This window comes from Dietzia psychralcaliphila (genome assembly GCF_003096095.1).
Classification (GTDB): Bacteria; Actinomycetota; Actinomycetes; order Mycobacteriales; family Mycobacteriaceae; genus Dietzia; species Dietzia psychralcaliphila.
Genome location: NZ_CP015453.1, coordinates 1,688,928 through 1,712,604 on the forward strand (window position 1 = coordinate 1,688,928; position 23,677 = coordinate 1,712,604).

At 66.0% G+C, this 23,677-nt stretch carries 20 protein-coding genes and 1 pseudogene; 10 read left to right on the forward strand and 11 right to left on the reverse strand.

The annotated features are described in order from the left end of the window. Window positions 1–14 precede the first annotated feature (14 nt). Window positions 15–494, reverse strand: a complete 480-nt coding sequence (locus tag A6048_RS07660) for a GNAT family N-acetyltransferase (RefSeq protein WP_235027683.1) — start codon at window positions 492–494, stop codon at window positions 15–17. A 582-nt stretch (window positions 495–1,076) separates the two neighbouring features. After that, entirely contained in the window at window positions 1,077–1,430 is a 354-nt protein-coding gene (locus tag A6048_RS07665) for a cupin domain-containing protein (protein ID WP_107749170.1), read from the reverse strand. 253 nt (window positions 1,431–1,683) lie between these two features. Here A6048_RS07665 and A6048_RS07670 point away from each other — a divergent pair, with 253 nt between their 5' ends. Beyond that, on the forward strand, window positions 1,684–2,562 hold the full coding sequence (locus A6048_RS07670) for a potassium channel family protein (protein WP_162845747.1): 879 nt from the start codon (window positions 1,684–1,686) through the stop codon (window positions 2,560–2,562). A 132-nt stretch (window positions 2,563–2,694) separates the two neighbouring features. Here the strand turns inward: A6048_RS07670 and A6048_RS18625 are convergent. From A6048_RS18625 to A6048_RS07685, 3 genes and pseudogenes are all read right to left on the reverse strand, one after another. Further along, window positions 2,695–2,916 (reverse strand): annotated as a pseudogene (locus tag A6048_RS18625) (MFS transporter); the annotation flags it as partial. 19 nt (window positions 2,917–2,935) lie between these two features. After that, window positions 2,936–3,502 (reverse strand): hypothetical protein, encoded by a 567-nt coding sequence (locus A6048_RS07680; RefSeq protein WP_107749169.1) that lies wholly within the window; start codon window positions 3,500–3,502, stop codon window positions 2,936–2,938. Between the two features lie 9 nt (window positions 3,503–3,511). Further along, entirely contained in the window at window positions 3,512–4,024 is a 513-nt protein-coding gene (locus A6048_RS07685; protein WP_107749168.1) for a DUF309 domain-containing protein, read from the reverse strand. Between the two features lie 115 nt (window positions 4,025–4,139). Between A6048_RS07685 and A6048_RS07690 the strand changes: the two genes are divergently transcribed. Beyond that, window positions 4,140–4,922: an alpha/beta fold hydrolase gene (locus A6048_RS07690; protein WP_107749167.1), complete on the forward strand. Its 783-nt coding sequence runs from the start codon at window positions 4,140–4,142 to the stop codon at window positions 4,920–4,922. A gap of 59 nt (window positions 4,923–4,981) precedes the next feature. On the opposite strand, the gene A6048_RS07695 is transcribed toward A6048_RS07690, so the two are convergent. Next, entirely contained in the window at window positions 4,982–5,779 is a 798-nt protein-coding gene (locus tag A6048_RS07695; RefSeq protein ID WP_107749166.1) for a MerR family transcriptional regulator, read from the reverse strand. Beyond that, complete coding sequence (locus tag A6048_RS07700; RefSeq protein ID WP_107749165.1) at window positions 5,772–7,028, reverse strand: MFS transporter; 1,257 nt, start codon at window positions 7,026–7,028, stop codon at window positions 5,772–5,774. Before A6048_RS07700 ends, A6048_RS07695 begins: the two co-directional genes overlap by 8 nt. A 456-nt stretch (window positions 7,029–7,484) precedes the next feature. On the opposite strand from A6048_RS07700, the gene A6048_RS07705 reads away from it, so the two are divergent. Next, window positions 7,485–8,273: a recombinase family protein gene (locus tag A6048_RS07705; protein WP_107749164.1), complete on the forward strand. Its 789-nt coding sequence runs from the start codon at window positions 7,485–7,487 to the stop codon at window positions 8,271–8,273. Between the two features lie 235 nt (window positions 8,274–8,508). Next, entirely contained in the window at window positions 8,509–8,952 is a 444-nt protein-coding gene (locus A6048_RS07710) for a hypothetical protein (RefSeq protein ID WP_107749163.1), read from the forward strand. Between the two features lie 254 nt (window positions 8,953–9,206). On the opposite strand, the gene cydB is transcribed toward A6048_RS07710, so the two are convergent. Together cydB and A6048_RS07720 are read right to left on the reverse strand one after the other, a co-directional pair. Continuing rightward, window positions 9,207–10,262 (reverse strand): cytochrome d ubiquinol oxidase subunit II, encoded by a 1,056-nt coding sequence (gene cydB, locus A6048_RS07715; protein ID WP_069388425.1) that lies wholly within the window; start codon window positions 10,260–10,262, stop codon window positions 9,207–9,209. Window positions 10,263–10,282: 20 nt separating this feature from the next. Further along, window positions 10,283–11,863: a cytochrome ubiquinol oxidase subunit I gene (locus tag A6048_RS07720; protein ID WP_069388424.1), complete on the reverse strand. Its 1,581-nt coding sequence runs from the start codon at window positions 11,861–11,863 to the stop codon at window positions 10,283–10,285. A 143-nt stretch (window positions 11,864–12,006) separates the two neighbouring features. Here A6048_RS07720 and A6048_RS07725 point away from each other — a divergent pair, with 143 nt between their 5' ends. After that, entirely contained in the window at window positions 12,007–12,366 is a 360-nt protein-coding gene (locus A6048_RS07725; protein ID WP_107749162.1) for a BlaI/MecI/CopY family transcriptional regulator, read from the forward strand. A gap of 14 nt (window positions 12,367–12,380) precedes the next feature. After that, window positions 12,381–13,214, forward strand: a complete 834-nt coding sequence (locus A6048_RS07730) for a M56 family metallopeptidase (protein ID WP_069388422.1) — start codon at window positions 12,381–12,383, stop codon at window positions 13,212–13,214. Between the two features lie 33 nt (window positions 13,215–13,247). Here the strand turns inward: A6048_RS07730 and cydC are convergent, their stop codons facing one another. Further along, entirely contained in the window at window positions 13,248–16,652 is a 3,405-nt protein-coding gene (cydC, locus tag A6048_RS07735) for a thiol reductant ABC exporter subunit CydC (protein ID WP_108835165.1), read from the reverse strand. A gap of 239 nt (window positions 16,653–16,891) precedes the next feature. Here cydC and A6048_RS07740 point away from each other — a divergent pair, with 239 nt between their 5' ends. After that, window positions 16,892–18,088 carry an NAD(P)/FAD-dependent oxidoreductase gene (locus tag A6048_RS07740; RefSeq protein WP_107749161.1) on the forward strand — a complete coding sequence of 399 codons (1,197 nt, stop codon included), beginning with the start codon at window positions 16,892–16,894 and terminating at the stop codon, window positions 18,086–18,088. Window positions 18,089–18,564: 476 nt separating this feature from the next. Here the strand turns inward: A6048_RS07740 and A6048_RS07745 are convergent, their stop codons facing one another. After that, window positions 18,565–20,154 (reverse strand): IS1182 family transposase, encoded by a 1,590-nt coding sequence (locus A6048_RS07745; protein ID WP_033098515.1) that lies wholly within the window; start codon window positions 20,152–20,154, stop codon window positions 18,565–18,567. Between the two features lie 113 nt (window positions 20,155–20,267). On the opposite strand from A6048_RS07745, the gene A6048_RS07750 reads away from it, so the two are divergent. From A6048_RS07750 to A6048_RS07760, 3 genes are all read left to right on the forward strand, one after another. Next, window positions 20,268–21,198 (forward strand): IS5 family transposase gene (locus A6048_RS07750; RefSeq protein ID WP_156523628.1). Its coding sequence is split into 2 segments (ribosomal slippage): window positions 20,268–20,651 and window positions 20,653–21,198, totalling 930 coding nucleotides; the frame shifts between segments, so codons are not numbered across the junction. Between the two features lie 686 nt (window positions 21,199–21,884). Beyond that, window positions 21,885–22,151, forward strand: a complete 267-nt coding sequence (locus A6048_RS07755; protein WP_003862069.1) for an SHOCT domain-containing protein — start codon at window positions 21,885–21,887, stop codon at window positions 22,149–22,151. Further along, on the forward strand, window positions 22,148–23,629 hold the full coding sequence (locus A6048_RS07760; protein WP_067718740.1) for a multicopper oxidase family protein: 1,482 nt from the start codon (window positions 22,148–22,150) through the stop codon (window positions 23,627–23,629). The genes A6048_RS07755 and A6048_RS07760 overlap by 4 nt, the downstream gene beginning before the upstream one ends. The last annotated feature ends 48 nt before the right edge of the window (window positions 23,630–23,677 follow it).

Consider the following 23,677-nt stretch of genomic DNA (forward strand, 5'->3'; position numbering starts at 1 on the left):
CCTGATCCGCGCGACTACAACCGACGCAGGTAGCACCGCATCCCGGAACCCGTATCCGGGTCGCGGTCGGAGAACCCGTGACGTTCGTAGAACCGCCGGGCGTCGACGTCGTCCGAGTCCACGTTGATGAGTATCTCGTCGCAACCTCGCTTTCGGACCTCGGACACGGACCGGTGCAGCACCGCAGTTCCGATGCCGGCCGCTCGGAGGTCTGGACGAATGTAGAGGTCCTCCAGCTGGGCGAGCGGACCGTCCCAGTACGGGGTCGGCCGCAGGGTGAGGAACGCGAAGCCGACGTCGGCGCCGGGCGCGCGGCCGTCGGTGATCCCGGCGACGACGGCGAGGACGTCCTCACGCCGGAGTAGTCGTTCGAATCGTCCCGCGGCCTCGGCAGCGCTCGGGGTGGGGCAGTCGAACTCGGTGTTGAAGTCGTGGAGGAGGCCCCCGAGTGACGTGGCGTCCGCCGGCGTCGCCACGCGTACGTCCGTCGGCACGGCGGGACGCGTCGATGACGGGGGGACCGAGGGGCGATCGCCCTCGAGGAGCCCCTTGAGCCGCTCCAAGTCGGCTGCCACGGTGGCGGCGTCCTGCTCGAACTCGTCGTCGTCGTCCGTGAGTTGTCGGACGGTCATGACCACCTCCGCGCCGTGGGGATGGGGCAGGACGCGGAGCGGATTGTGGACGGTCGCGCCGCCGGGCAGGGTGACCTCGTGGTCCAGGATCCCGAAGTCGTTCCTGGGAACGAATCGCACGCTCACTCTTCCCATCGGGGAGTCGGCGATCAGCGTGTCACCGTCCACGGCGACCTCCGCGGTGGCCAGCCCCGATGCCCACCTGGCGAGGCTCGTGTGATCGGCGGCGAGGTCGTAGACGTCTGCCGGGGAGCGGTGGATCACCGTACTGACGTGTCGCGTGCGCATGTCGTCAGTGTCCGCCACCCCCCGGAATCGCGCTAGGGGACGAGTGGAGGGGACGAGTGGAGGGGACTGGGTGGCGGTGGACGAATGGCGGTGAACGCCTGTCGGGGACAAGAGGTCCGAGGGATGAGTGCCAGAAGATCGGCGCCGGCTATCCGCTCAGGCTGACGGCGCTTCGGTGTGGCTGCCCTGTCCCTCGATGCTGGTGACGGTGGTGAGCAGGAAGACCGAGTCCTCCAGGGCCTTAACGGCGTGCCGGTGATGGGTGAGGGTGTGGAGCTCGCCGGCCGCGACGTCGACCGTCGTCTCACCGGTCACCTGTACCGCCCCGCGGAGAAGGTAGAGGCTCGCAGCCGGCGGCGAGTTGTGCTCTTCGAGTTCGGTGCCCGCCGTCAGCGCCAACAGGGACTGGCGGAGAGGGCCCTCGCGCACGATGATCTCGGCGTGTCGGCCGTGCGGGGCGTCCGCGGCTCGGGCGAGGATGCGATCAGCGGTGTCGGTCACGTTGGTCATGGGTCGAGATCACAGCCTTCCGAGCGGTTGGCCTCGACGCTACGCGCTTTCGCCCTACTCCGATCCGTTCTGCCGTCCCCGACGAGCAACCGTCCCGAGGAGCAACCGTCCCGACGAGCAACCGGCCCGGGAATGATGGCGGCGGCCGTGGGGCCGACGGCCCTCCGTCCCGTGGCCTGCGAGACTGGCGCTGGACCACGGCGGACCGGAGGTGCTGCTTCCGATGCGTCGTCGAGTGTGAAGGGAAGAGCCTGTGAGTATCGCCTTGACGGTGGTCGGATTCGTGATCATCGCGATCGGGTTGGGGGACATGTTCCGTGCCTTGTTGCACCCGCGAGGAGAGGGGGACCTCAGCAACGCGGTGATATCGGCTCTGTGGGCGACTTCGCGGCGACTCGGTCACCGGCTCGGATCGGCAGTCGGGCCCGCGGGAATGGTGCTCACCGTCCTGGTCTGGGTGCTCCTGCAGGGGCTGGGATGGGCGCTGATCTACCTACCGCACGTTCCCGGGGGGTTCACCTACGATCCGGGTATCGATCCCGGTCGCTACCCCGATGTCATCGAGGCCCTCTACGTCTCGTTCGTGACCCTGGCGACCCTGGGATTCGGGGACATGGTGGCCACCGAGCCCTTCATACGAGCACTGGCTCCGCTGGAGGCGCTGGTGGGATTCGCCGTATTGACGGCGGCGCTGACCTGGTTCATGCAGATCTATCCGCCGCTCACCCGTCGCAGGGCGTTGGCGATGCGGCTCCACGGACTGGCGGCGGCCGGTGTCGCCGAGGCGGTTCCGACACTTCCCGCGGACATGCTCACCCGGGTGTTGGGGGAGCTCGCATCGGAGATCGACGTCGTGTGCGTGGACCTGAGTCAGCACTCGGAGACGTACTACTTTCAGGAGGAGAACCCGAGGCAGTCGTTGTCGCGCCAGATCCACTACGCACTGGAGCTGAGGGATGCGGCGGCAGCCAAGGCGGAGGTGGAGACGGGTGTCGGAACGGCGATGCTCTCGGCATCCCTGGACAACGTCGCGGAATCACTGCGGGGATTCGTCCGCGTGGCGGACCATGCGGATCTCCAGCAGGTCTTCCGGGCCTACGCCGCGGACCACGCGCGGAGCGCTCGCGACTGACCTACTGATCCGGTGACGTGGGCCGAGTGACACTGCAGGCGACCTCAATGCTGTGGCGGCCAGCGCGTGTGGAGTCGGTCGATGACGAAGTCGTGGGTGGGGTGAAGCCGCCCGCGTGTACTGCTCCTCGTCGGGAAGGATGTCCGGGAGCGCTGCGGCTATCGGGGCGACGACGACGAAGGCGACCATCTTGATGGTCAGGGCGGTCCCCGGGACCGCGGCCGCGCGAGTACCGGCGACCTCGAAGGCGAGTAGGCCCAACGCGACGGTCGCGAGTCCGTTGCCGGCAAGGGCGACGAGCTGCGCCCCGAACTGGTGACGGTAGGCCCGAACTCGGAACAGCGAGGTGCTCACCGCGACCTCACTCCCAGCGCTACTCGCCGGGTCCGTTCAGGTTCTCGAGGATGTCCTCGGTGGGGGCGTCCGGTGGGAGAGCAACCTGCATGTGGTCGGTTCGCAGCTCGCCTCGCACCCGCGCCGCGGAGATGACGGTGTCTCCCACCTTCATCACGAGTCGGGCGCGGTCTCCACCCTGCAAGGCCTCGGCCGTCATTCTCTGAACCACCTCGGTTCCAGCACTGTCGAGCTGCACAGTGACCATGTCGAACTCTCCGGCTGACGGGTCGCCGCTGGCGGACTCGACGCCTGCGCGCTCGAATGCCGTGGGGATGACGAGGATGTGTTCGTCGTAGTAAGGAATGCAGTGCGGGTCCGAGCCGGGGGAGCAGGTCTGAGAGACCGCCAGTTCCAACGCTCCCGACGTCGCGTTCACCGCCTCGTCCGACGCCGGTGGTGGAGTGGTGGCGTTGTCCTCGGAGCTGCCGTCGGACGAGCAGCCGGTCAGCGCTGTCAGGAGCGAGATGACGAGGGTGAGCTTTTTTGTGACGCGATGCGGAGCGACGTCCTGTGTGTGCTGAGCCGTCCACCGAGCCTGGTGCATCCGGGGACCCTACCTGTCTGACGTGGGGGAAGTCGGGCCGACAAGGCGCGGCGCCAACTGATCCGGTGCCGGGTCTGCGCCCCGTCGCAGCTCGACGATGAGCTCTTCGGCGTAGGAGACCAAGTCGGTCGCATCGATTCCGTGAGGTGCCGGGGTGTCGTGGTATCCGATACGTTCGGCTGCACGCTCGAGCAGAGACAACGCACCCTTGGTGTTGCCGCGCTGGATGTGGGTGATTCCGACGGCAAGTTGAGCGAGTCCCTGCCACAGCTTGCGCTCGCCGGCAGGGCAACTCTTCCAGGCGCCTTCCAGAACTTCGTGCGCATTGAAGGCGAGGCCACGATCCAACAGATCCTGTGCCCAGGCCAGCGATTGGGCGGGCGTCAGATCCAGGTCTTCGGGAATGCGTTCGACCCCGACGCTTCCGAGCGGAAGCGGACGACCGAGTGCGTCGCGGGGCCGTGAGTTGCGCGCGCGGCCGTCCTCGTCACGATCTCGTTTCATTCCGCCCGGGGTGCCCATATCCCGATCGTCCCACCCGTCGCCGCCGGTCGGCTACCCCGGACCTCGTCATCAGCACCCCGATCGTGAGATGTCTCGGCCGGCCTTGCTCCGGCGCGATCCGTAGGCTTCTCACATGACGCTCAATCATGTTCGACGCGGAGAGGGCAGTCCTCTACTTCTCGTGCACGGCCTCGGCGCGGGCTGGCGATCCTGGGAGCCCATCCTCGACGACCTGGCCGCGAGTCGTGAGGTCATCGCGGTGGACCTGCCTGGTTTCGGTGACTCCCCGCCGTTGGATGGCGAGGTGACGGTTGCCGCGCTGGCCGACGCGGTCGCCGGATTCATCGAGGAACTGGGTCTGGAGGGGGTCGCCACGGCCGGGCAGTCGATGGGTGGGCGGATCGTTCTCGAGCTCGCCCGGCGCGGTGTCGGTGGTGACACGGTGGCGTTGGATCCGGGTGGATTCTGGAGCGATCGCGAACTGGCGATCTTCAGTGCCACCCTGCGACCATCGATCGCGCTGGTCAGGGCGTTGCGAGGAGCACTGCCGGCGCTCATGGGTAATCCGGTGAGTCGGACCGCATTGCTGGCGCAGTTGTCCGCTCGACCATGGGCCCTGTCAGCGCAGACCGTGCTGCCCGATGTGGCCGGTCTGGCCGATGCGCCGGCGACGGGTGCGGCAATGGACGCGCTGACCAAAGGCCCCACACAGGACGGCGCACCTGCGGGAACGGCGCCGGGTCGGGTCACCATCGGTTGGGGACGTCGAGATCTCGTGACCGTGCCGCGACAGGCCCGGCGAGCGTGCAGAGCCTTCCCCGACGCGACGCTGCACTGGTTCGATCGGTGCGGCCACTTCCCGCAATGGGACGCACCCCAGGAAGCGATCCGGCTCATCCTGGACCGAACCAGCTGACTGCCCAGCTGTTCCGACCTCGACAGACCCACTCCGGACACTGACATCACCCATCGAGATCAGCGCTCCCGACCCGGGGTTGTCGATGACGTCTCCCGGTTCTCGACGTAGTGACTGAGCCGGTCCCCGAGCTCGTCGAGAGTCCGCCGCTGCTGTTCGTTGAGAAGGTCCTCGCTGTACTCGGTGACGAATTCCGTCAGCAGGCTGTGGTCGACCTCCGGTTCGAACTCCGTGTCGCCGGTGAACATCACGGGAACGACGACGGACATGAAGCTATCGATCAGTTCCTCGATCTCTTCGTCCGCGCTGTGGGGACCGAGCGTGTCGAACTGCTGATTGACGGCCTGCACGGTGGGGGCGATCGCCGGATCACTGAGAAGTTGGTACAGGCGCGTGATGTGGGCGACCCCGTCCTCTCCCGCGAGATGGGCGATGAGGATGGACTGTTCTCGGTCGAACCTCGCCAAATCCGGGGATGTCCCGGTGCCTGCGAACACCGCCAGGAACGGCGCCAACTCCGGCGGCAGATCCGGGGCTACGTTGTGCTCGCGCAGCCGCGCGATGAGTTCGCGCTGACCGGTCAGATGGTCGATCTGAGCGGACAGTTCCGCATCGAGCTCGTCCAGGAGATCTCCTGCAGTATCACCGGTGCCGTCCAGGAGGTCGCCCATCGTGTCCAGAGCGATCCCGAGGGATGCCAGGCGTCTGATCCTCAGCACCCGGATCAGGTCGTGGACGGTGTACTCGCGGTATCCGTTGCTTCGCCTCTCGGGCTCGGCCAGTACCCCGACCTTGTGGTAGTGGCGCAACGTCCGGACGGTCACGCCGGTCAATCGCGCCAGCTCTCCGCTATGCATCGTCGACCACCACTCGTTCTTCCTCGTGCGCCAGTGCAGCCCCGGGCTCCAAGTTACGCAGAGACTGTGCAGCCAGACCGATCACAAGGGCGATCAACCACACACTGCAGATGGCCAAGGCTGCGGCATTCATGCCGGTGAACTCGATGAGCAGCGCGGCGGCAACGATCCCCAGTGGTGCCGCCGCCGTCATCAGCGCATTCTGGGTCCCCATGATTCTCCCGCGCATTTGCTCGGGGATGCGCTCGATCATCAGCACCCCGATCAAACTCCCGAACAACCCACTGGCGAGCCCCAGCACGAATGCGCCAGTGAAGACCAGCCAGATCGCGGCCAGCGAGGCGATGATCCCCAGGCCGAGGGTGGTGCCCAGCAGTCCCACGAGGAACCATGTCCTGCGCCGTCCCCTGGCGCCGGCGACGGCATAGGCCGTGCCGCCGACGAGTGTCCCCAGTGCGATGGCGGTGAGAACAAAGCCGAGCATCCCCGGTTGCTCTTCGTAGGTGAAGTAGACCGGCAGGATCAACCCCTGCAAGGCTGCGAGCACGACCACAATGGCGAGACTGAGGATCGTGGTGGCCACGAGGAACGGGCTGCCGAGGAGTACCCGCCACCCGTCGCGGAGCTGCGCCCAGCTGTTCCGGCCCTCCGATGTGTCCAATTTCCCTGTTCGGACGATCTCTCCTACCCGGTGGGGAAGCAGCAGCGTGATCAGGGCGGCCGCCAGGGAAGTGGCTGCGGTGATCCACAGCACCGTGGATCCGTCGAAGATCGTCATGAGTGTCCCGGCGGCTGCGGGGCCGGCGAGAAGCGCGAGGGCTCCCAGGGTCTCGCGGAGTCCCATGAGTCGTTCGGAGGTGATCCCGCCGTGGCGGACGATGGCCGGGAGTAGCGCGTCGCGGGCGGTCATTCCGGGGACGTCTCCGAGTGATCCGATGATCCCCATCAGGATGAACCATCCCAGGTTGAGGCCGGTCGTCATGTCGATCACCGGTAGAGCGGCGATCGCGGCGGCCGAGATCAGATCGGTGACCACCGAAGAGGTGCGGCGGTTGATCCGGTCGATCACCACCCCCATCAGCAGACCGGCGAGCACTGCGGGGATCGCGGTTGCCGCGGCGACCGCCCCAGCGCCGAGGACGCTCCCGGTGACCTGAAGAACGATCAGTGGCAGCGCGATACTCGCGATGGAGTTCCCCAGCAGGGAAAGCAGATATGAGGCCAGGTAGGCAGCGGGTACGAGCTTCATACCTCAATTGAGAACTATGACGTAAGGGCGGGGTCAAGCGATCCACGTTCGGGCTCAAGGAGGGTGTGAGCCCGATCTCTATTTGCGAGATCTTCTGTGAACTGGAGGGAACCTCCGGGGGAGGAAGAGATACGAGGATGGCCATTCGATTCCGCTTGCAGGCCCTTCACTGATCAGGTGTCGTATTCCGAGACACCGGGTTTTTAGCGCGGGCTGAAGTTGGGGGGTCCGGATGCCGGCCATTTCAATCGCACCCACCCTCGGAGAAGCTTTGGTTGCAACACTTCGAGACATCGTTAGGCGGCTTGCACCTGTCTCTCAGGGGTACACCCGTGCGGGACGATATGACGTCTACCATCGCCGCTGTGTCACAGGGTCCACTTCGGCGTTTATGAAACGTCTTCCCGTCGGGTCTAATATCTACTGATACAGATTCCGGGCGAAAGGGTCTCTTCGATGGCCGATCGGATCGGGACGTTGCTCAACCGTTCGGGTGATGGTGGCGAGGAGGTGCTCATCGTTAGCCGCGGGAAAGAGCGGACTCGGTTCCGGCGCCGGGACGAGTTGGGCTGGAGCTTTCGGGTGGAGTCGACGGACTCGGAGAACATCATCGAGCGGAACCCGAAACGAAAGCCAAAGCCGGATCCGAAGCCGGCTCGCCGGGCCTCGCGTCCTCGTGGGCAGCGAGTGGCGTACGTGCGGGTGTCGGCGGCCGATCAGAACGAGGCGCGTCAGCTCGAAGCGGTGGGGGAGTGCGACCGGGTCTACGTCGAGAAACAGTCCGCTCGCTCGCGTGCCGATCGCGTGAAGCTAGAAGAGTGCATCAGGTATCTCCGGGACGGTGACGAGCTGGTTGTTGCGTCGATGGACCGGCTCGCCCGTTCTCTGGTTGATCTCAAGCAGATCGTCGGCGAGATCACCGCCAAGGGCGCCAGTGTGGAGTTCGTCCACGAGCGGGCCACCTACGCCGCCGGCGCCCAGGATCCTAGAGCAGACCTGATGCTCTCGCTGCTCGGTGCGTTCGCCGAGTTCGAGCGGGCCATCATCCGTGAACGCCAGGCCGAGGGCATCGCCATCGCCAAGGCGAAGGGCAAGTACAAGGGACGCAAACGCGTCCTGACTGACGAGCAGATCGACAAGGCCCGCGCCCGCATCGAGGCAGGGGAGGGGCCGTCGGCGATCGCCCGCGATCTGGAAGTCGGACGGTCAACGTTGTACCGCGCCCTCCAACGACATACGACGTAGACGAGGAAGGGGAAGCGACATGGATGGGTGGTCGCCAGTGTGCGGCAAGGGGCGCATCGCAGCGTTGCTCGAGACCGGGACCGTGGGTGCTGTCCGAGATCTCTTTCCCTACGGGGTGCGGATCCTGTGTCCGATCACGCTCCATACGGGCCGCGACGTGGCCGGGTGGAGCTCATGGCATGAGGTCGCTGAGCGTGTAGGTGCGCAGTATCCGCCCCGCCGTGGATTGACATCGATGATCGACAGCGCCAACACCCCGGAGCTGGCGATAGGTGTGGATCGCCTGGTCGGGTGTAGCGCTGGCCCTGCCATCGAGATCGCGCAGCGCTACTGCAGCACCGCGTCTGTCCTGCAGTGGAAAGCCGCGATCTGGACAGCGAACGGCGATCCAATCGGAACATCCGACGCCGCACGCACTATCACAATCGTCGATGACGGCGACTATGGCAGCTCCTACGACTACCAGCTGGTATCAGCTTCCACGGCGGCTCTCATGGACCCGTTCCTCCACCCCGAACCATCCTTCTTGTGGTCCGACGACGAGACACTGTTCCTCGAGATTCAACCCGAGACAGGATGGATTGAGGTCTACTCGACTAGGCCGGATCTGGTCGAGGAGGTGCGAAGCGACACCCAGTGGGAAGTAGTCCCGCTGACCCGCGACCTCCCGCAGTCGTAGCAATAGCGCCTCCCGCGAATCTTGCTCGCGGTAGGCACTGCAGCACGACACCGGACCGCCAGCCAGTACTGGCAGAAACCCGCCACCGAGCGCCGGGAGCTGATGCACGGTTAGGTGACAGGGTTAGTCACGCGGTCTGAAGGGCCTCGTCGGTCATGATGGTCTCGAATTCAATGGGGGCCAGTCTGCCGAGGCGGTCCTGCCGTCTACGACGGACCCGGCCATCAGGTTGGTCGCAGTCGGCTGATGGGTGGTTACACCTGGCGCCCGGCGTCTTCGGCCCGCAGGATCGCCGGCAGAATTACGTGTGGCTCGGGGATCATCCCGGGTGTGACGCGGTGCCGGAACACCCAGTAGCTCCATGCCTGGTAACAGAGGATCACAGGCAGCGCCACGACCGTGATGACGGTCAACACGCCGAGGGTATACGTACTGTGCGCCGCGGACTGCACCGTGATGTCGAAGGCACTGTCGATTGTGGACGGCAGCAGAACCGGGAACATGGCCAGGAAGATCGCGGCCAGCCCGAACAGGCCGGTGCCGGCATAGCCGGTAAACGCGAGCCCTTCCCGGCCCGCGCGTGCCTGAGCCCATCCGACGCCACCGGAGACCACGGCGAGAAGGGCGACCGTCCACCCCGCCGGTCCGGCACCGTGCTCGAATTGCACCATCGCAATCCAGACGAGCAGCGGCAGCAGGCAGAGGGGAGCCCACCGGACGGCGAAACCGGATGCGCGCCGCCGCACTGGGCCGTCGGCCTTGAGCGCCAGGAACGTGGCGGAGTGGGCCAGGGCAAATCCCACCACGGCGAGGCCACCGACGAGGGCGGGCCACGAGAGCCAGGCAAAGGGACCGCCGACGCGGTCGCCGTTGCCGTCGATAGGCAGTCCGATCGAGGTGAGCGCGAGCAGCGCGCCGATGAAGAACGCGACGGCCGCGGAACCGAGGCCGATCATGTACGTCCAGAACGTCGCCCAGACCCTTGTGCCGACCTTGCCCCGGTACTCGATACCGACGGCCCGCAGGATGAGTCCGAGCAACGCGAGGGTCAGCGGCACGTAGAGGGCGGACAGTAGCGCGGCGTACCAGGGCGAGAACGCGGCGAAGAGGGCAGCGACGGCGGTGATGAGCCACACCTCGTTGCCGTCCCAGACGGGGCCGATGGTGTTGAGCATGACGCGGCGGTCGCGTTCGCTGCGGGTCGAGAAGATCATGTGCATGCCCACGCCCAGATCGAATCCCTCGAGCAGGAGGTACCCGGTCCACAGGAGGGCGATGGCGACAAACCAGATGATTGCAAGGGGTTCCATGGTTGTTCCTCGTCTCGTGGTCAGTAGGCAAACGACAGCACGTCGTCGTGCTCGCCGTCCGGGTCGTCGACGTCGTCGTCGTCCTGACCAATGAGTTCGGGCATCGCACTGGCGACTCCACCGCGCGTATACCGCACCAGCAGGTACACCTCGACGACCAGCAGAACCCCGTAGACGGAGCCCAGGGAGATGAGGGAGAACAGCAGCTCCCCGGCGGTCACACCGGGAGATACGGCGGCCTGGGTGTACATGTACACGGAGTCGGCTCCGGTCACGGCGGGGTTCGGGGCCACGACGAACGGCTGTCGGCCCATCTCGGTGAAGATCCATCCGGCGATGTTCGCGGCGAACGGTGCGAGGATTCCGGCGAGCGCGAGTCGCATGAGCCCGCGGGATCCGGGGACGGTGCCGCGCCGGGTGAGCCACAGGGCAACCGCTCCGGCGGCGGCGACTATCCCGCCGAGGCCGATCATGAGGCGAAAGCCCCAGTAGGTCACCCACATGACGGGGACGTACTCGATCTGCGCGCCCGCCCGGTCGCCGTACAGGGCGTCGTCCGGAATCGTCTCGCCGTAACGGTCCACGTACTCGGGTTCGAGGTCGCGAATACCCGGCATGTCGACGCCCCACTCCCCGGTGGCGAGGAAGCCGAGAACGCCGGGGACCTCGATGAGAGTGGTGACGTCGCGGCAGTCCGTGGATCCCGGGTTGCCCAGCGAGAGCACCGAGAAGGAGGAGCCGGAGTGGCAGGCGGCCTCGGCGGCAGCCATCTTCATGGGCTGCTGCTCGTACATGAGTTTGCCCTGGATGTCGCCGGTGACGACTGTGCCGAGGAACCCCACCATGGCGACTATCGCGCCGAATCGCAGGGACCAGATCCAGACGCCGTGGTCGGTGCGGTCGCGTCCTGGTATGTCCTGGGCCTGCCCCACGATCACGTGCCCGCGCTCGTCGACGGTGTCGATCCCGTCATGCCGGCGGCGCCACAGGTGGTACCAGGCGATCCCGAGCAGGAACATCCCTCCCACCACGAGCGCACCAAAGACGGCGTGGGTGAACGCTGCCAGTGCGGTGTTGTTGGTGAGCACGGCCCACACGTCAGTCATGACCGGCCGGCCGTCCTCGCCGAGCTCGACGCCCACGGGGTGCTGCATCCACGAGTTTGCGACGATGATGAAGTAGGCCGAGACCCAGGATCCGATCACCGCGCACCACAGGGCCGCGAGGTGCACTCCCTTGCGCAGCCTGCCCCAGCCGAAGATCCAGATACCGAGGAAGGTCGATTCGAGGAAGAAGGCGAGCAGGCCCTCGAGCGCGAGCGGGGCACCGAACACGTCCCCGACGAACCGGGAGTACTCGCTCCAGGCCATTCCGAACTGGAACTCCTGGACCAGGCCCGTGGCCACGCCGAGGATGAAGTTGATGAGGTAGAGCTTTCCCCAGAATTTGGTCATCCGGAGAAATTTCTCCTGGCCGCTGCGCACCCAGGCGGTGTGCATCACGGCGACCATCGCCCCGAGTCCGATAGTGAGCGGGACCATGAGGAAGTGGTAGACGGTCGTGATGCCGAACTGCCAGCGTGCGATCTCGACAACGTCCATAGGACGCCAACCCCTTTCACCGGATCGGGTGTCGTGTTCACCCGCCATCGGCATTCTACATAGCGTAGAAATATTTCTACCGAGAGTCGAATTTCTTTCGCCACTGATAGAATCCGGCTACAAAGCAGGAGGAGAGGATCACCGTGGCGACCCTGGGCGAGTTGGAGCGTGCCGTTATGGACGTGATCTGGGACCACAGTGGGCCGGTGACGGCGTACGACGTCAAGGGCGTGCTCGACAGCTCCCGGGAGCGCCCACCCGCCGTGACCACCCTGCTCACGGTCTTGAGCCGCCTTGCCCGCAAAGGTCTGGTCGTCTCGGATCGCACCGCCCGCCCCCACCGCTACCGCGCCGTGGCCACGCGGGAGGATTACACCGCGGAACTCATGCACGAAGTCCTTGGAGACTCCCGGGACCGGCACGCAGTACTTGCACGATTCGTCGGCGGGGTCTCCAACGATGAGGCGGCGGCGTTACGCACGCTACTGAAGGGAAACGGCTGATCCCCCAGTCGGCGATGTCCACCGGCGCCGTGGGGCTCCTGTTGGCCGGGGTCGCCCTGGCCCTGGCCTGGCCGGTGCCGGTCCTGTTGGCTCGCGCACGCTGGCCGATGCACGCCCCGGCCCGCGCGCTCCTTCTCTGGCAGGCCATCGGCCTGGCCGGCGGGGTCTCGATGATCGGGGCACTCGCGCTGATCGGCCGCGCGGTCGCGCCGATCCATTCCCTGGCCGCAGTCGTCCCCGCAATCCTGCTGGGCTGCTACCTTCTCGCGCACCTGGGTGCGACCGTCGTCCAGGTCACGCGGCAACGGCGCCGACATTTGACGCTGCTCCAACTACTCACAGCGCCCCACCCGACCCGCGCGCGAACGCGCGTGATCGACGAGGCCGCACCAGTGGCATATTGCATCCCCCGTGGCGCCGGTTCCGTCACGGTGCTCTCCCAGGGACTTCTCGACAACCTGGATCCAGATGAGCTCGAGGCCGTGATCGCCCACGAACGCGCGCACGTGGAGCAGCGGCACGACATCTTGCAGCTGGCATTCCGGGCCTGGCGGTCAGCGTTACCGGGGCTGCCCACAGCGGTCCTCGCGGAGACGGAGGTCGCCGCGATGGTGGAGATGTTGGCCGACGACCAAGCTCGCCGCGAAGTACGCGACGAGGTGGTGGCCCGCGCGATCCTGCGGGTCGGTGCCGCCGACGGTAGCGGTGAGACCGACAGCGTCGGCGACGACGACCGCAGCGGGAGCAGCAGGAACGAGCGCGGCTGCGGCCACCAGGCCTCCTGCCGCGGCGGCCGCATGAGCGATCGACTCCGCCGTCTCGGTGCCCCGGCCCCCGGCCATGAGTGAACGATGCGGATCTGACGGCTCGCTCCGGCTCGTTCAGCTGAGTCGGACCACCTGGTCCTCGGGCCGCCGGTCATCGTGGCGGTGCGAGACCAGGATCACCACCTTGTCATCGGCGGCGGTACGGAGATCTTCCATCATGGCGTCGGCTGTCGGCGTGTCCAGGTGCGCAGTCGGCTCGTCGAGCAGGAGAACGTCGGCGCGCGTGAGCAGTGCCCGTGCCACCGCCAATCGTTGACGCTCCCCTCCTGATAGGGCCCGACCGCCGGCCCCGACCCGGGTGTCCAGACCGTCGGGGAGCGCGTCGAGCAGAACGGTCAAACCGACCCGCTCGAGAACCCGCCGCAGTGCGGCGTCATCGGGGGCCTGGGCGGCCGGCCTGGATAGGAGGAGATTGCCGCGCAGGGTGGAGTCAAAGACGTAGGCGTCCTGTGGACACCAGGCCACGCGGGATCGCCATTCCTTTTCGGCGAACGTCGTGATCGGAGAGGTCTCGGCCCAGATCGTGCCGCCACTGAGGGGCAGTGCCCCCATCACGGCGGATAGCAGCGTGGACTTACCCGATCCGGACGGCCCGTCGAGGAACAACCAGCACCCCGTGCGCGCAACAGCATCCACACCCGCCACGGCCGGTCGCGCAGTGTGCGGATACCGAACACTCACTTGCTCCAGCGTCACCGAATTTACGGGCCCGTTCGGCGCACCAACGCCCCACGTGGCCTGCGGGAAGGGGCCCAGTACGGAGCCGAGGCTGTGCAGCAGTGAGCGCACGGACGGCACACGGTGCACTGCCGAGACCCACGCGGCGAGAGACTCACCCAGCGCCAGGCACAGGAGGGCAATCACACTGGCTCGTTCCGCGTCCACCGCCGGATCGGTCACTGCCACGAGCACCGCCAGGAGGCCCGTGCCTGCTGTCACCGCCGCCGTGCCGAGCCCGGCGCCGCGGGTCGCGCGCCGTTCGGCGGCGGACTGCTTCCGGTTTATCTCGTCGAGTTGGTCGACCGCCGCCGCTGCCACCCCGTTACCGCGCAGGTCCGCAGCCGCTGCACTCAATGACGCCGATCCCCGCACCAGACGAGACCGACCCGCGACCCTGGCTACGTCACCCCCACGTTCGACCGTTGCCACTAGGACCGCGCCGAGGGCCATGGTCGTGACCAAGCCCGCCCCCACCAGCACGGTGAACTCAGGAGTGACCAACCAGGTGGTGAGTGTGGCTCCCAGCAGTACGGCGACTCCGGAGATCACGGGCGTAACGACTCTGGGGAGTTGGTCCCGCAGTTCATCGGCCTGGGTCACGAGGTAGTCCAGGGGCGCCCCACCCTCGAGCAGCCGCCGGGATCCGGTTCCTCGTGCTGCGATCGTTCGCCAGAGCCGCAGCCGAAGGTCATCGATGGTTCGAAAGGCGGCGTGATGGGTGAGTAATTGTTCGGCGTATGTGGCCACCGAGCGTCCGATCCCAAACGCTCGAACTCCGACGATCGCCACCAGGAGATACATGATGTACTCCTCGACGCTCGATCGGACGATCAACCATCCCGACAGCGCGGTGAGCGCCAAGCCCAGCGAGGTGGCGAGCACCGAGATGCCTACCGCCCCCGCCCAGAGCCTGCCGTGGGCACCAATCAGCGCACCGAGTGACAGACGCTGGGCGCCGCCTGTCTCGTCCGACACCTGCTCGTCCGCCCCCGCGCAGACTCCCTGTTCTGGTCCCCGCCCGTAACGACCCTGATCGGCATTCCCGTCCACAGCGGGGACCGGGGAGGCGCCGAGATCACCGTCCCGAGCGGCCTCGGTGAGCGCGGATGCGTCATCGTCTGCGCGGCCGGCCTGCCCAGAGATCCGAATAGTGCTCGTGGCGAGATCAAGTGTCATCGGTTCGTGGCTCGCCAGCACGATCGTGGCACGCTCGGCCCGGCGCACGATCGCGTCCCTGACCAGCTCAGCGGCATGGTGGTCAAGGTGGGCAGTCGGCTCGTCGAGCACCAGCAGGCGGGCGCCGGCGTCCACGCGGGCCAGTGCGCGCGCCACAGACAGGCGTCGGAGTTCCCCCGGGCTGAGTTCGGCGGCAGCCGACTCGGCGACCCGGGATAGTCCGACCTCGGCCAGAGCGGCCGCGGGATCCGCGCCATACAACGCGAGTTCCGCGCGTGGGGTGGCACCGAATACTCGCGGCGACTGGGGTGACCACCCCACGAGGTCAGCCTCGATTCCAGTGACTCGACCATGCACTATCGCATCGACCGGCAGCGCCCCGACCAGCGCCGAGAGGAACGTGGACTTACCGGCTCCACTGGCCCCGGTCACGGCGACAATGCCGCTCAGCTCTGCGTCGAGACCAGTCAATGCCGCGGCCCCGCGACCGGAATAGCGAACCTCGAGCCCTGCGACGCGGACCGTGGCCCCGTGGGCTTCTCGCAGGTCAGTCCCGGGTGCTACCTCGAGATGTTCGCGCACTCGGTGCAGAGCCGCGAGGCCATCCTGTGACGCATGGAATGCCACCCCGACCCGGCGAAACACGGTAAAGCACTCTGGCGCGAGCAGCAGCGCGAGCAGTGCGGGCTGTAGGTCCATCGACCCGCCAAGCAAGCGGAGACCCAAGAAGACCGCTACTACCGCCACAGAGATCGTCGCGATGAGCTCAAGTGCCAGGGCGGACAGGAACGCCCACCTCAGCGTCTCCTGCGTGCGGCGCCCGTAAATCCGCTGGATGGTGTCCAGCGAGTCCGTCTGCTCCTCGACGCGGCCGAGCCCGACCAGCACTGGCAGTCCGCGGGCCAGTTCGGCCAGATGGTCAGACAGCCTGGCCAGAGCACGCAACGCCGCATCTGTGCGTTGACCGGTGTGGCGGCCGATCAGGACCATGAACAGTGGCACCAGCGGGATCGTCACTACAATCGCCAGTGCACTGACCCAGTCGGCGGCGAGGATGCGTACCAGCAGTAGCGGGGGCACCACGATCGCCGCGACTATGGCCGGCACGGATTGCAGGTAGTACTCGTCCAGATCGTCTAAGCCATCCGTGGCGAGCACCGCGGTCCCGCCCCGGGGATCGTGCGCTTGCACCATGTGGCGCCACAGCCGACCCCGCAGGTTCTGCTTGACGGCGATGGCGACCCTGCGTGCACTCGTCTCGGTCGCCCATTCGGCAGCGGCCCGCAGCAGCACACCACTCATACCGAGTACCAGGATCGCCCGCACCGACCCGGTCGAGAGGGTGCCGACCGCCAGTCCCGCGATCCCTCGCGCGACAGCCTCCGCCACCAGCACCAGGCCCAGTGCCCGCAGGGCTGCCAACAGCCCCAGCGCCACGAGGGAGGATCTCGGTGCGGGCCCGAGGTCCGGGCGCGTGGAAATCCGCTGCACAGTCCGCTCGGCCTCGAGCATCCAGGGATCGATCCCCTGGGCGGGCCGCGTGGTCGACCTGCGCATCACCATCCACACACGTCCTCACAGGGGGTTCACCGCAATTGATCATCGACTCCGCCGTGTAATTCTACATTCCGTAGAAGTACGCGCTGGGACCAGGTCGGCGAACACCGGGTCATCGATGGCATCGACGCCAAGGCCGAGCAGTGGATCCTAAAGGGAGACCCTCCATCCGCTGTACTTATATACCTTGGGGGGTACATTGCGGGGTGGCAGAACTGCCACAGCTGCTACGAAAGGCTTCCAACATGAGCACTCACCATGCAATTCTGATCATCGGTGGAGGCAACGCGGGAATCAGCCTGGCCGCCCGACTGCGCCACGCGGGACAGGAGGACGTCGGTCTCATCGAGCCCAGCGATACTCACTACTACCAGCCATTGTGGACCCTGGTCGGCGGTGGATGTGCTCCACAGGAGGAATCTAAACGCTCGGAGTCCTCCGTGATCCCTCAGGGTGTTGCGTGGATCAAAGACGCAGCCGTCGATATTGATCCGGAGGCACAAACAGTGCTATTAGGATCCGGAGGTAGGGTTACCTATGACTACCTAGTCGTCTGCCCAGGTATTCAGCTTGATTGGAATAAGGTGCCCGGTATGGCCGAGGCTGTCTCGTCGCCGTCTGCGTCGAGCAACTACGTCTACGATCTCGCCCCGAAGACCTGGAATCTGATCAAGTCCACCCGGTCTGGGACGGCTATATTCACCCAACCTTCTGGCCCCATCAAGTGCGCAGGGGCCCCTCAGAAGATTGCGTACCTTGCGGCTGATTATTGGCGGAAGAAGGGGGTACTTGACGACATCCGTGTCGTGTTGGTCCTTCCAACTCCAGGAATGTTTGGGGTACCAGTGTTCGCCGAGGAGCTTGAGCGCGTAGTCGCCGAATATGGGATCGAAGTCCGCAAGAACAGTGAGATGGTCTCGGTAGATCCTGAGACGAATACGGCGACCATCGCGGATAATTCTGCTGAGACCCAAGAGGATCTCCACTACACGATGCTACATATGGTGCCTCCCCAGTCGGCGCCAGATTGGCTCAAAGCCACGAAGCTCGCCGATCCTGAGGATCCCGGCGGGTACGTTGAAGTCGATATGAACACGCTTCAGCACACGCGTTACCCCAATGTCTTTGCTTTGGGGGACGCCGGGTCTTCCCCAAACTCCAAGACTGGCGCCGCGATCCGCAAGCAGGCCCCGGTGGTGGCTAAGAACCTTCTCGCTGCCATGAAAGGCTTCCCGGTTGCTGAACAATACGGGGGCTACTCCTCATGTCCACTCACCACTGCACGAAACAAGATGCTTCTAGCAGAGTTCGACTACACCATGGAACCGGTCCCCAGTATTCCGATTATCGACACCACGCGTGAGCGTCGAGACATGTGGTACCTCAAGCGCTACGGGCTGCCCACTATGTATTGGAACCTCATCCTCAAGGGCCGCGCATAGCCGAGCCGGTGGTTGGTGCACTCGCGGCCGAAGAGATTATGGGATTCAGCTCGCGCTTCTCGCGATTCACTGGTGCGACACATTTGCGCGATGCACTGACAGAGGTGGAGCGTTGATCGGCCCGTGCCTAGGTGCGTCGCAGTAGAGGATCGTCAAACGAGACTTCGCTCAAGGCTTCTGTCCAGTCCTGACAGACAGGCTCCGCGGCCCTCACGAGGGGCGAGTTTTCGTTGCAGGGGCCGCGAGGAACGTTCGCGCGACGATTCGCCTACTCGCCCGGCCTAGGAGACTGCTGAACAAGGCGCTATTGGGGTTGGCGGTCGTGTGAGCGGCGGGCCCGGGCGTCACCGGTGGGATGGCGAGCGGCGTTTTAGGTCAGCACTCTGGGTGCGACGACCGAGGGTCTTCGGTCCACTTGATGTGATTATGCGCGGTCTCACCGGCCATCGGTGAGAGGCGGCTCCCCTAACTGCTGGTCAGGCCAGGGCCCAAGCTCCGTTCTGGTGGGTCAGGCCCATGGCTAGCAGTCGACGTAGGTTGAGGGCGGCGGCGCGGTGGTGGAGCCAGCTGTTGTTCTTATCCACCCCGCGATAGGGCACTCGTCGGGCGCCTCGGGTGAGCCAGGCGATGGAGCGTTCCACCATCGGGCGATGCTGCCGGTAGGTGGCCCGGAAGTCCTCGCCCTGTGCGCGCTGGCGGTGCTGGCGTTGCAGCACATGGTGCTCGCCCAGCAGCACCGAGCGGCCGGATTGTGAGGTGGTGCACCGCTGGCGCAGCGGACACTGCCGGCAGGCCGCACCGAACTTCGCCCGGCCCTGCGGCGACACTGTCCGCGTGACATCAGCCGGGCAGGTCAACGTGTTTGCCGCGGCATCGAAGGTGAAGTCATCCAGACCAAACCCGCCCTCCACAGCGGGCCTGGTCGGCCAGGGTTTGACCAGGGGCAGCCACTGCTTTCCGGCGAGGGTGGCCAGCATGTCTCCGGTGGCGTACGCCGAGTCTCCGAGCACTTCAATGTGTTCGACGTCTGTAGTGGTGGGATCTGTGGTCACCAGGTCCGCACCGACGGCGGCGTCGGAATTGTCCGGACCGCTGGCCCGAGTCAGCCGGGCCGCAGTGGTCAGCCCGGTATCGGGTTCGACCACGATGTGGGCTTTGAACCCGTCCTGGCGACGCTGCTGGGTCTTGTGCGCGTGCCGGGCATCGGGGTCCACGGTAGAGATCACCCGGTCCGGGACGGTGCGGCGGGCGATGCGCCACCGGCCGTCGGTGCCATCGGAATCCTCGGCGGGCTCGACGTCCTGGCCGGCGACCAATGCCAGCAGCGCCACCGCCTCGGCTGGTCTGCCGCCGGCGGCGGTGATCGCCTCAACATCCAGAGCCTCAAGCAGTGCCAGAGCGTCTGCGACCAGGGCCGAGACCAGCTCGTCGCGGGCGGCCTGGTCATCCCAGGCAATACGCGGCTTACCGGCCTCGGAGTAATCGTGCCCGCACACCGCCGCCAACCGGGTGCACTCGGAGGCGATCAGCTCTTTCGCGCCGGGCACTTCGCGGCCGACCCGCCTGATCTGGGCGATGAGTTGGGTGATCGTGTCCTGACGGGCCACCGCATCATCCAGAACCGTCGAGTCCAGTGCGCGGCGGGTCTTAGTCTTGACCGCTCCGGTCTCGGCGATGACCTGGCGCACCACCTCGAAGATCCGCTGCGGATTCTCGCTGGCGGCCAGCCGGCGCCGCCAGTAAGTCAACGTCGACGAGTCGAAGCCCTTGGCATCGACCGCGTACCCGCACGCGGCCTTCCACCGCAGGTCAAACGTCAACGCATCCACGGCCTCCCGGTCGGAGTGCCCAAACAGAGCCTGAAGCACGATGACCGAGGCGATCACCTCCCCCGGGATCGACGGCCGGCCCCGGCCCGAGGGAAACAGATCGGCGAACAACTCCGCCGGGAACAAGCGATCCCGATGCTCGGCCAGCAACGCGAACACGCTGCCGGGCTCGAGCAGATGCCCCGCCACCGACTCCACATCCAGCAACTCACGCTGCCGATCCCACTCACCCTGCATGAACCAAGTATTTCAGGCCCGGGTCACCCCGCGGGGCGGACACCCTGATTGTTCAGCAGTCTCCTAGGGCGTGTCTCCCATAGCTGAGTGTTGACTCGCGAGACCGTGGCCGGATGGGACAGACGAAGTCACGTTTTCGCCAGTTCACCGATGAGCAGTGGGCACGGATCGAGCCCCTGCTGCCCTCGAACGAAGGACGGCAGGGGCATCCGTTCCGCGACAATCGCAAGGTCGTCGAGGGCATCATCTACCGCTACCGAGCAGGAATTCCCTGGCGGGACCTGCCGCGGGAGGAGTTCGGGGCCTGGCAGACGGTCTGGAAGCGTCACGCCCGCTACGCCCGAGACGGCACGTGGGACCGAGTCTTGCAGGCCATCCTTGCCGAGGCCGATGCGGCCGGAAAGATCGACTGGAACGTCTCGGTAGATGCCACCATCTGCCGAGCCCACCAGCACGGCACAAACACAACGCGCCCTGATCAGGACACAGGGGGCACGATCGAATCACAAGAACCGCCCCTTCCTGGACTGTGAACCTGCAGGTCACGGCATTGGCCGCTCCCGCGGCGGGCTGACCACCAAGATTCACAGCGCCGTCGACGGTCGCGGCCGGCCGCTGGCGAGTGTGGTCACCGGCGGCCAACGACACGACGGCGCGATGCTCGAACAGGTCTTGGCCGACATCCACGTCCCGCACCCTGGCCGGGGCAGGCCTCGCACCCGTCCCGACGCGGTGATCGCCGACAAGGCGTACTCGTCCGGCACGATCCGCCGCCAGCTCCGCGCCCGTGGAATCACCGCGGCCATCCCCGAGAAGAGCGACACCATCGCCTCCCGCAAACGCCGAGGCTCCCGCGGTGGCCGGCCTCCGAAACTCAACGCCGACCTCTACAAAGACCGCAACGTCGTCGAGCGATCCTTCGCGCAGGCCAAGCAGTGGCGAGCTCTGGCCACCCGATACGACAAACTCGCGATCACCTACCGCGCCGCCGTCACGCTCTGCGCAATCCTGACCTGGCTACGCCAATTAGGAGACACGCCCTAATACGCAGACCTTCCACTAAACGGGCCCTTCACTATGAAGGGCCACTAAACGATGCCGAGCTGTAGTTTCTGCGAACTCACCCTTCCCCAAATTTCCCCCATCTTCGAGGGCACGAGGGTTCTCCACCATGGTCTCGATCGTTCCAGCCTGTCCTGAGTGTCAGCTCGCCAGCGGAAGTTCTTGATCAGACCTCCACCTGATCTCCACACAAATACGCGGGCGTACCGGCCAATGTGGAACTCGACCGGAAGACAGGGGCGTGGTATGGAGTGGGCGAGTGTAACCGTGGTGGCCATTGGCCTGGGCGTGTTCTGGGCCAGCGTGCTCTGCCTCATTGTCGCCCTGACAGGGACCGCTCCCCAGGCGTGAGACACCCAGGGACCAATCGATGGGTGAGCCGGGTTCAACCACCTACCCCACATACCCCATATGGGTATAATTGGAGGTGTTCCAGTGAGCACCAGCAACGAATATGAAGAGGAGAAGATGTCTATCCAGCCTCGCAGTAACCTTCCGTTGGAAGCGATCGCTGAATCCTGCACGTGCTGCTCCACACCCAGACCCTCGGTGCCGATGCCGATCCACGGTCTCCAGACCGACCGCCACGCCTCGCACCCGGCGCCACCACCCCCCAGACACCGGCGGGCCACACGCTCGGGACTGAGAAGTAGCGAAGGACGATCGCGATGATGTGGAACAACGGGATGGGTTCGGGAATGGGCTGGATGTGGATCTTCTGGCTCTTGGTCATTCTGGGCACGGTGGTGGTCACCGTCGTCCTGGCGAAAGCGTTCACCGGCGGCCGGGGCCAGACCGGAGGGCATGAGCATGTCAAAACCGGGGAACGCCCGCGCCAGCCGCGAGAGATCCTGGACGAACGCTACGCCCGTGGAGAGCTAACCACCGAGGAGTACCGGGAGCGACTACACACTCTGGGCGAGGGACGGCAGTGAGCGAGCTGACCCGACGGCAGCTCCTCGCACTGGGTTTGGCAGGGGCCGGCACCGCCGCCGTGGGCGGGGCCGGCCTGTGGTGGACCGTCAGTGAGGGCAACACCACGAACAGTGGTGGCTTCTCCGACGGTGGTGATGACCTTCTCGAGCCGGACGTGGTGGCCAGTCGGGACGGTGTGCTCGATCTGGAGTTGGTCGCCGCCCCCGCCCGGGTCAAGATCGGCGGGCGAAACGCAAACGTGCAGGCGTTCAACGGCACACTCCCAGGCCCCACCCTGCGCGTTCGGGGCGGAGACACGATCCGAGTGGCGATTGCCAACGAACTCGACACCCCGACCAACCTGCACGTACACGGGTTGCACGTCTCCCCCGAGGGCAATGGCGACAACCCCTTCGTCAGCATCTCCCCCGGCGAGTCCTTCGACTACGAAATCGTCCTGCCAAACGACCACCCGCCCGGGACTTTCTGGTACCACCCCCACCACCACGGCCATGTCGCTGACCAACTGGCGGCCGGACTCTACGGAGCGATCGTTGTTGAGGACCCCGAGCCGGTCCCGGTGTCCCGTGAGCGCACCTTGGTCGTCTCCGACATCACCCTCGACGGCACTGGCAACCCGGCTGCCGCGTCCCCGCCCGAGAAGATGATGGGCCGTCAAGGCGAGATAGTGATGGTCAACGGCCAGGTTCGGCCCCGGGCCACCGCTTCGCCGGGAGAGCGAGAGCAGTGGCGGATCGTCAACGCCTGCCCGTCCCGCTACCTGCGCCTGACCCTGGATGGTCAGTCTCTGCGCCTGCTCGGCCGTGACACCGGCCGCCTACCCGAACCTGTCGACCTCACCGAGGTGACGCTGGCTCCCGGAAACAGAGTCGAACTCCTGGTGGACGCTCGCCAGGGCACCTCCACTCTGCTCAGCATCCCGGTGGACCGCGGCGCCATGCCTGGCATGATGGGCGGACCCATGGCCGGTGCGTTCCCGGCGGACGACGAGCCGATCGGTCTGCTCACGCTGGACGTGACTGGGCCCCCGGCGGACGAACCCGATCCCGTGCCCGCAGGACCGGCCCTGCGGGACCTGCGCACCGCACCGGTAACTGCCCGTCGAACCCTGGAATTCGCCATGGGCATGGGCATGGGCCGTGGGATGCGCGGAGCCGAATCGATGATGTCGTTCACCATCAACGGCCGACAGTTCGACGCCGACCGAAACGACATCACGGTCCGCGCCGGAACTGTGGAGGAATGGACCCTGACCAACACCAGCCCCATGGACCACCCAATGCACCTGCACGTGTGGCCCATGCAAGTCCTCGACGACGGCGAGTCACCCACCTGGCAGGACGTGGTCAACATTCCGGCCTTCGGCCGCGTCACCATCCGCGTGGCCTTCGACGACATCGTCGGCCGCACCGTCTACCACTGTCACATCCTCGACCACGAGGACCTCGGCATGATGGGCACGATCCTGGTCCGCTGAACTCGGCGCACCCGACCGCAAGCACACCGCCAACCCCGCCCGACGAGA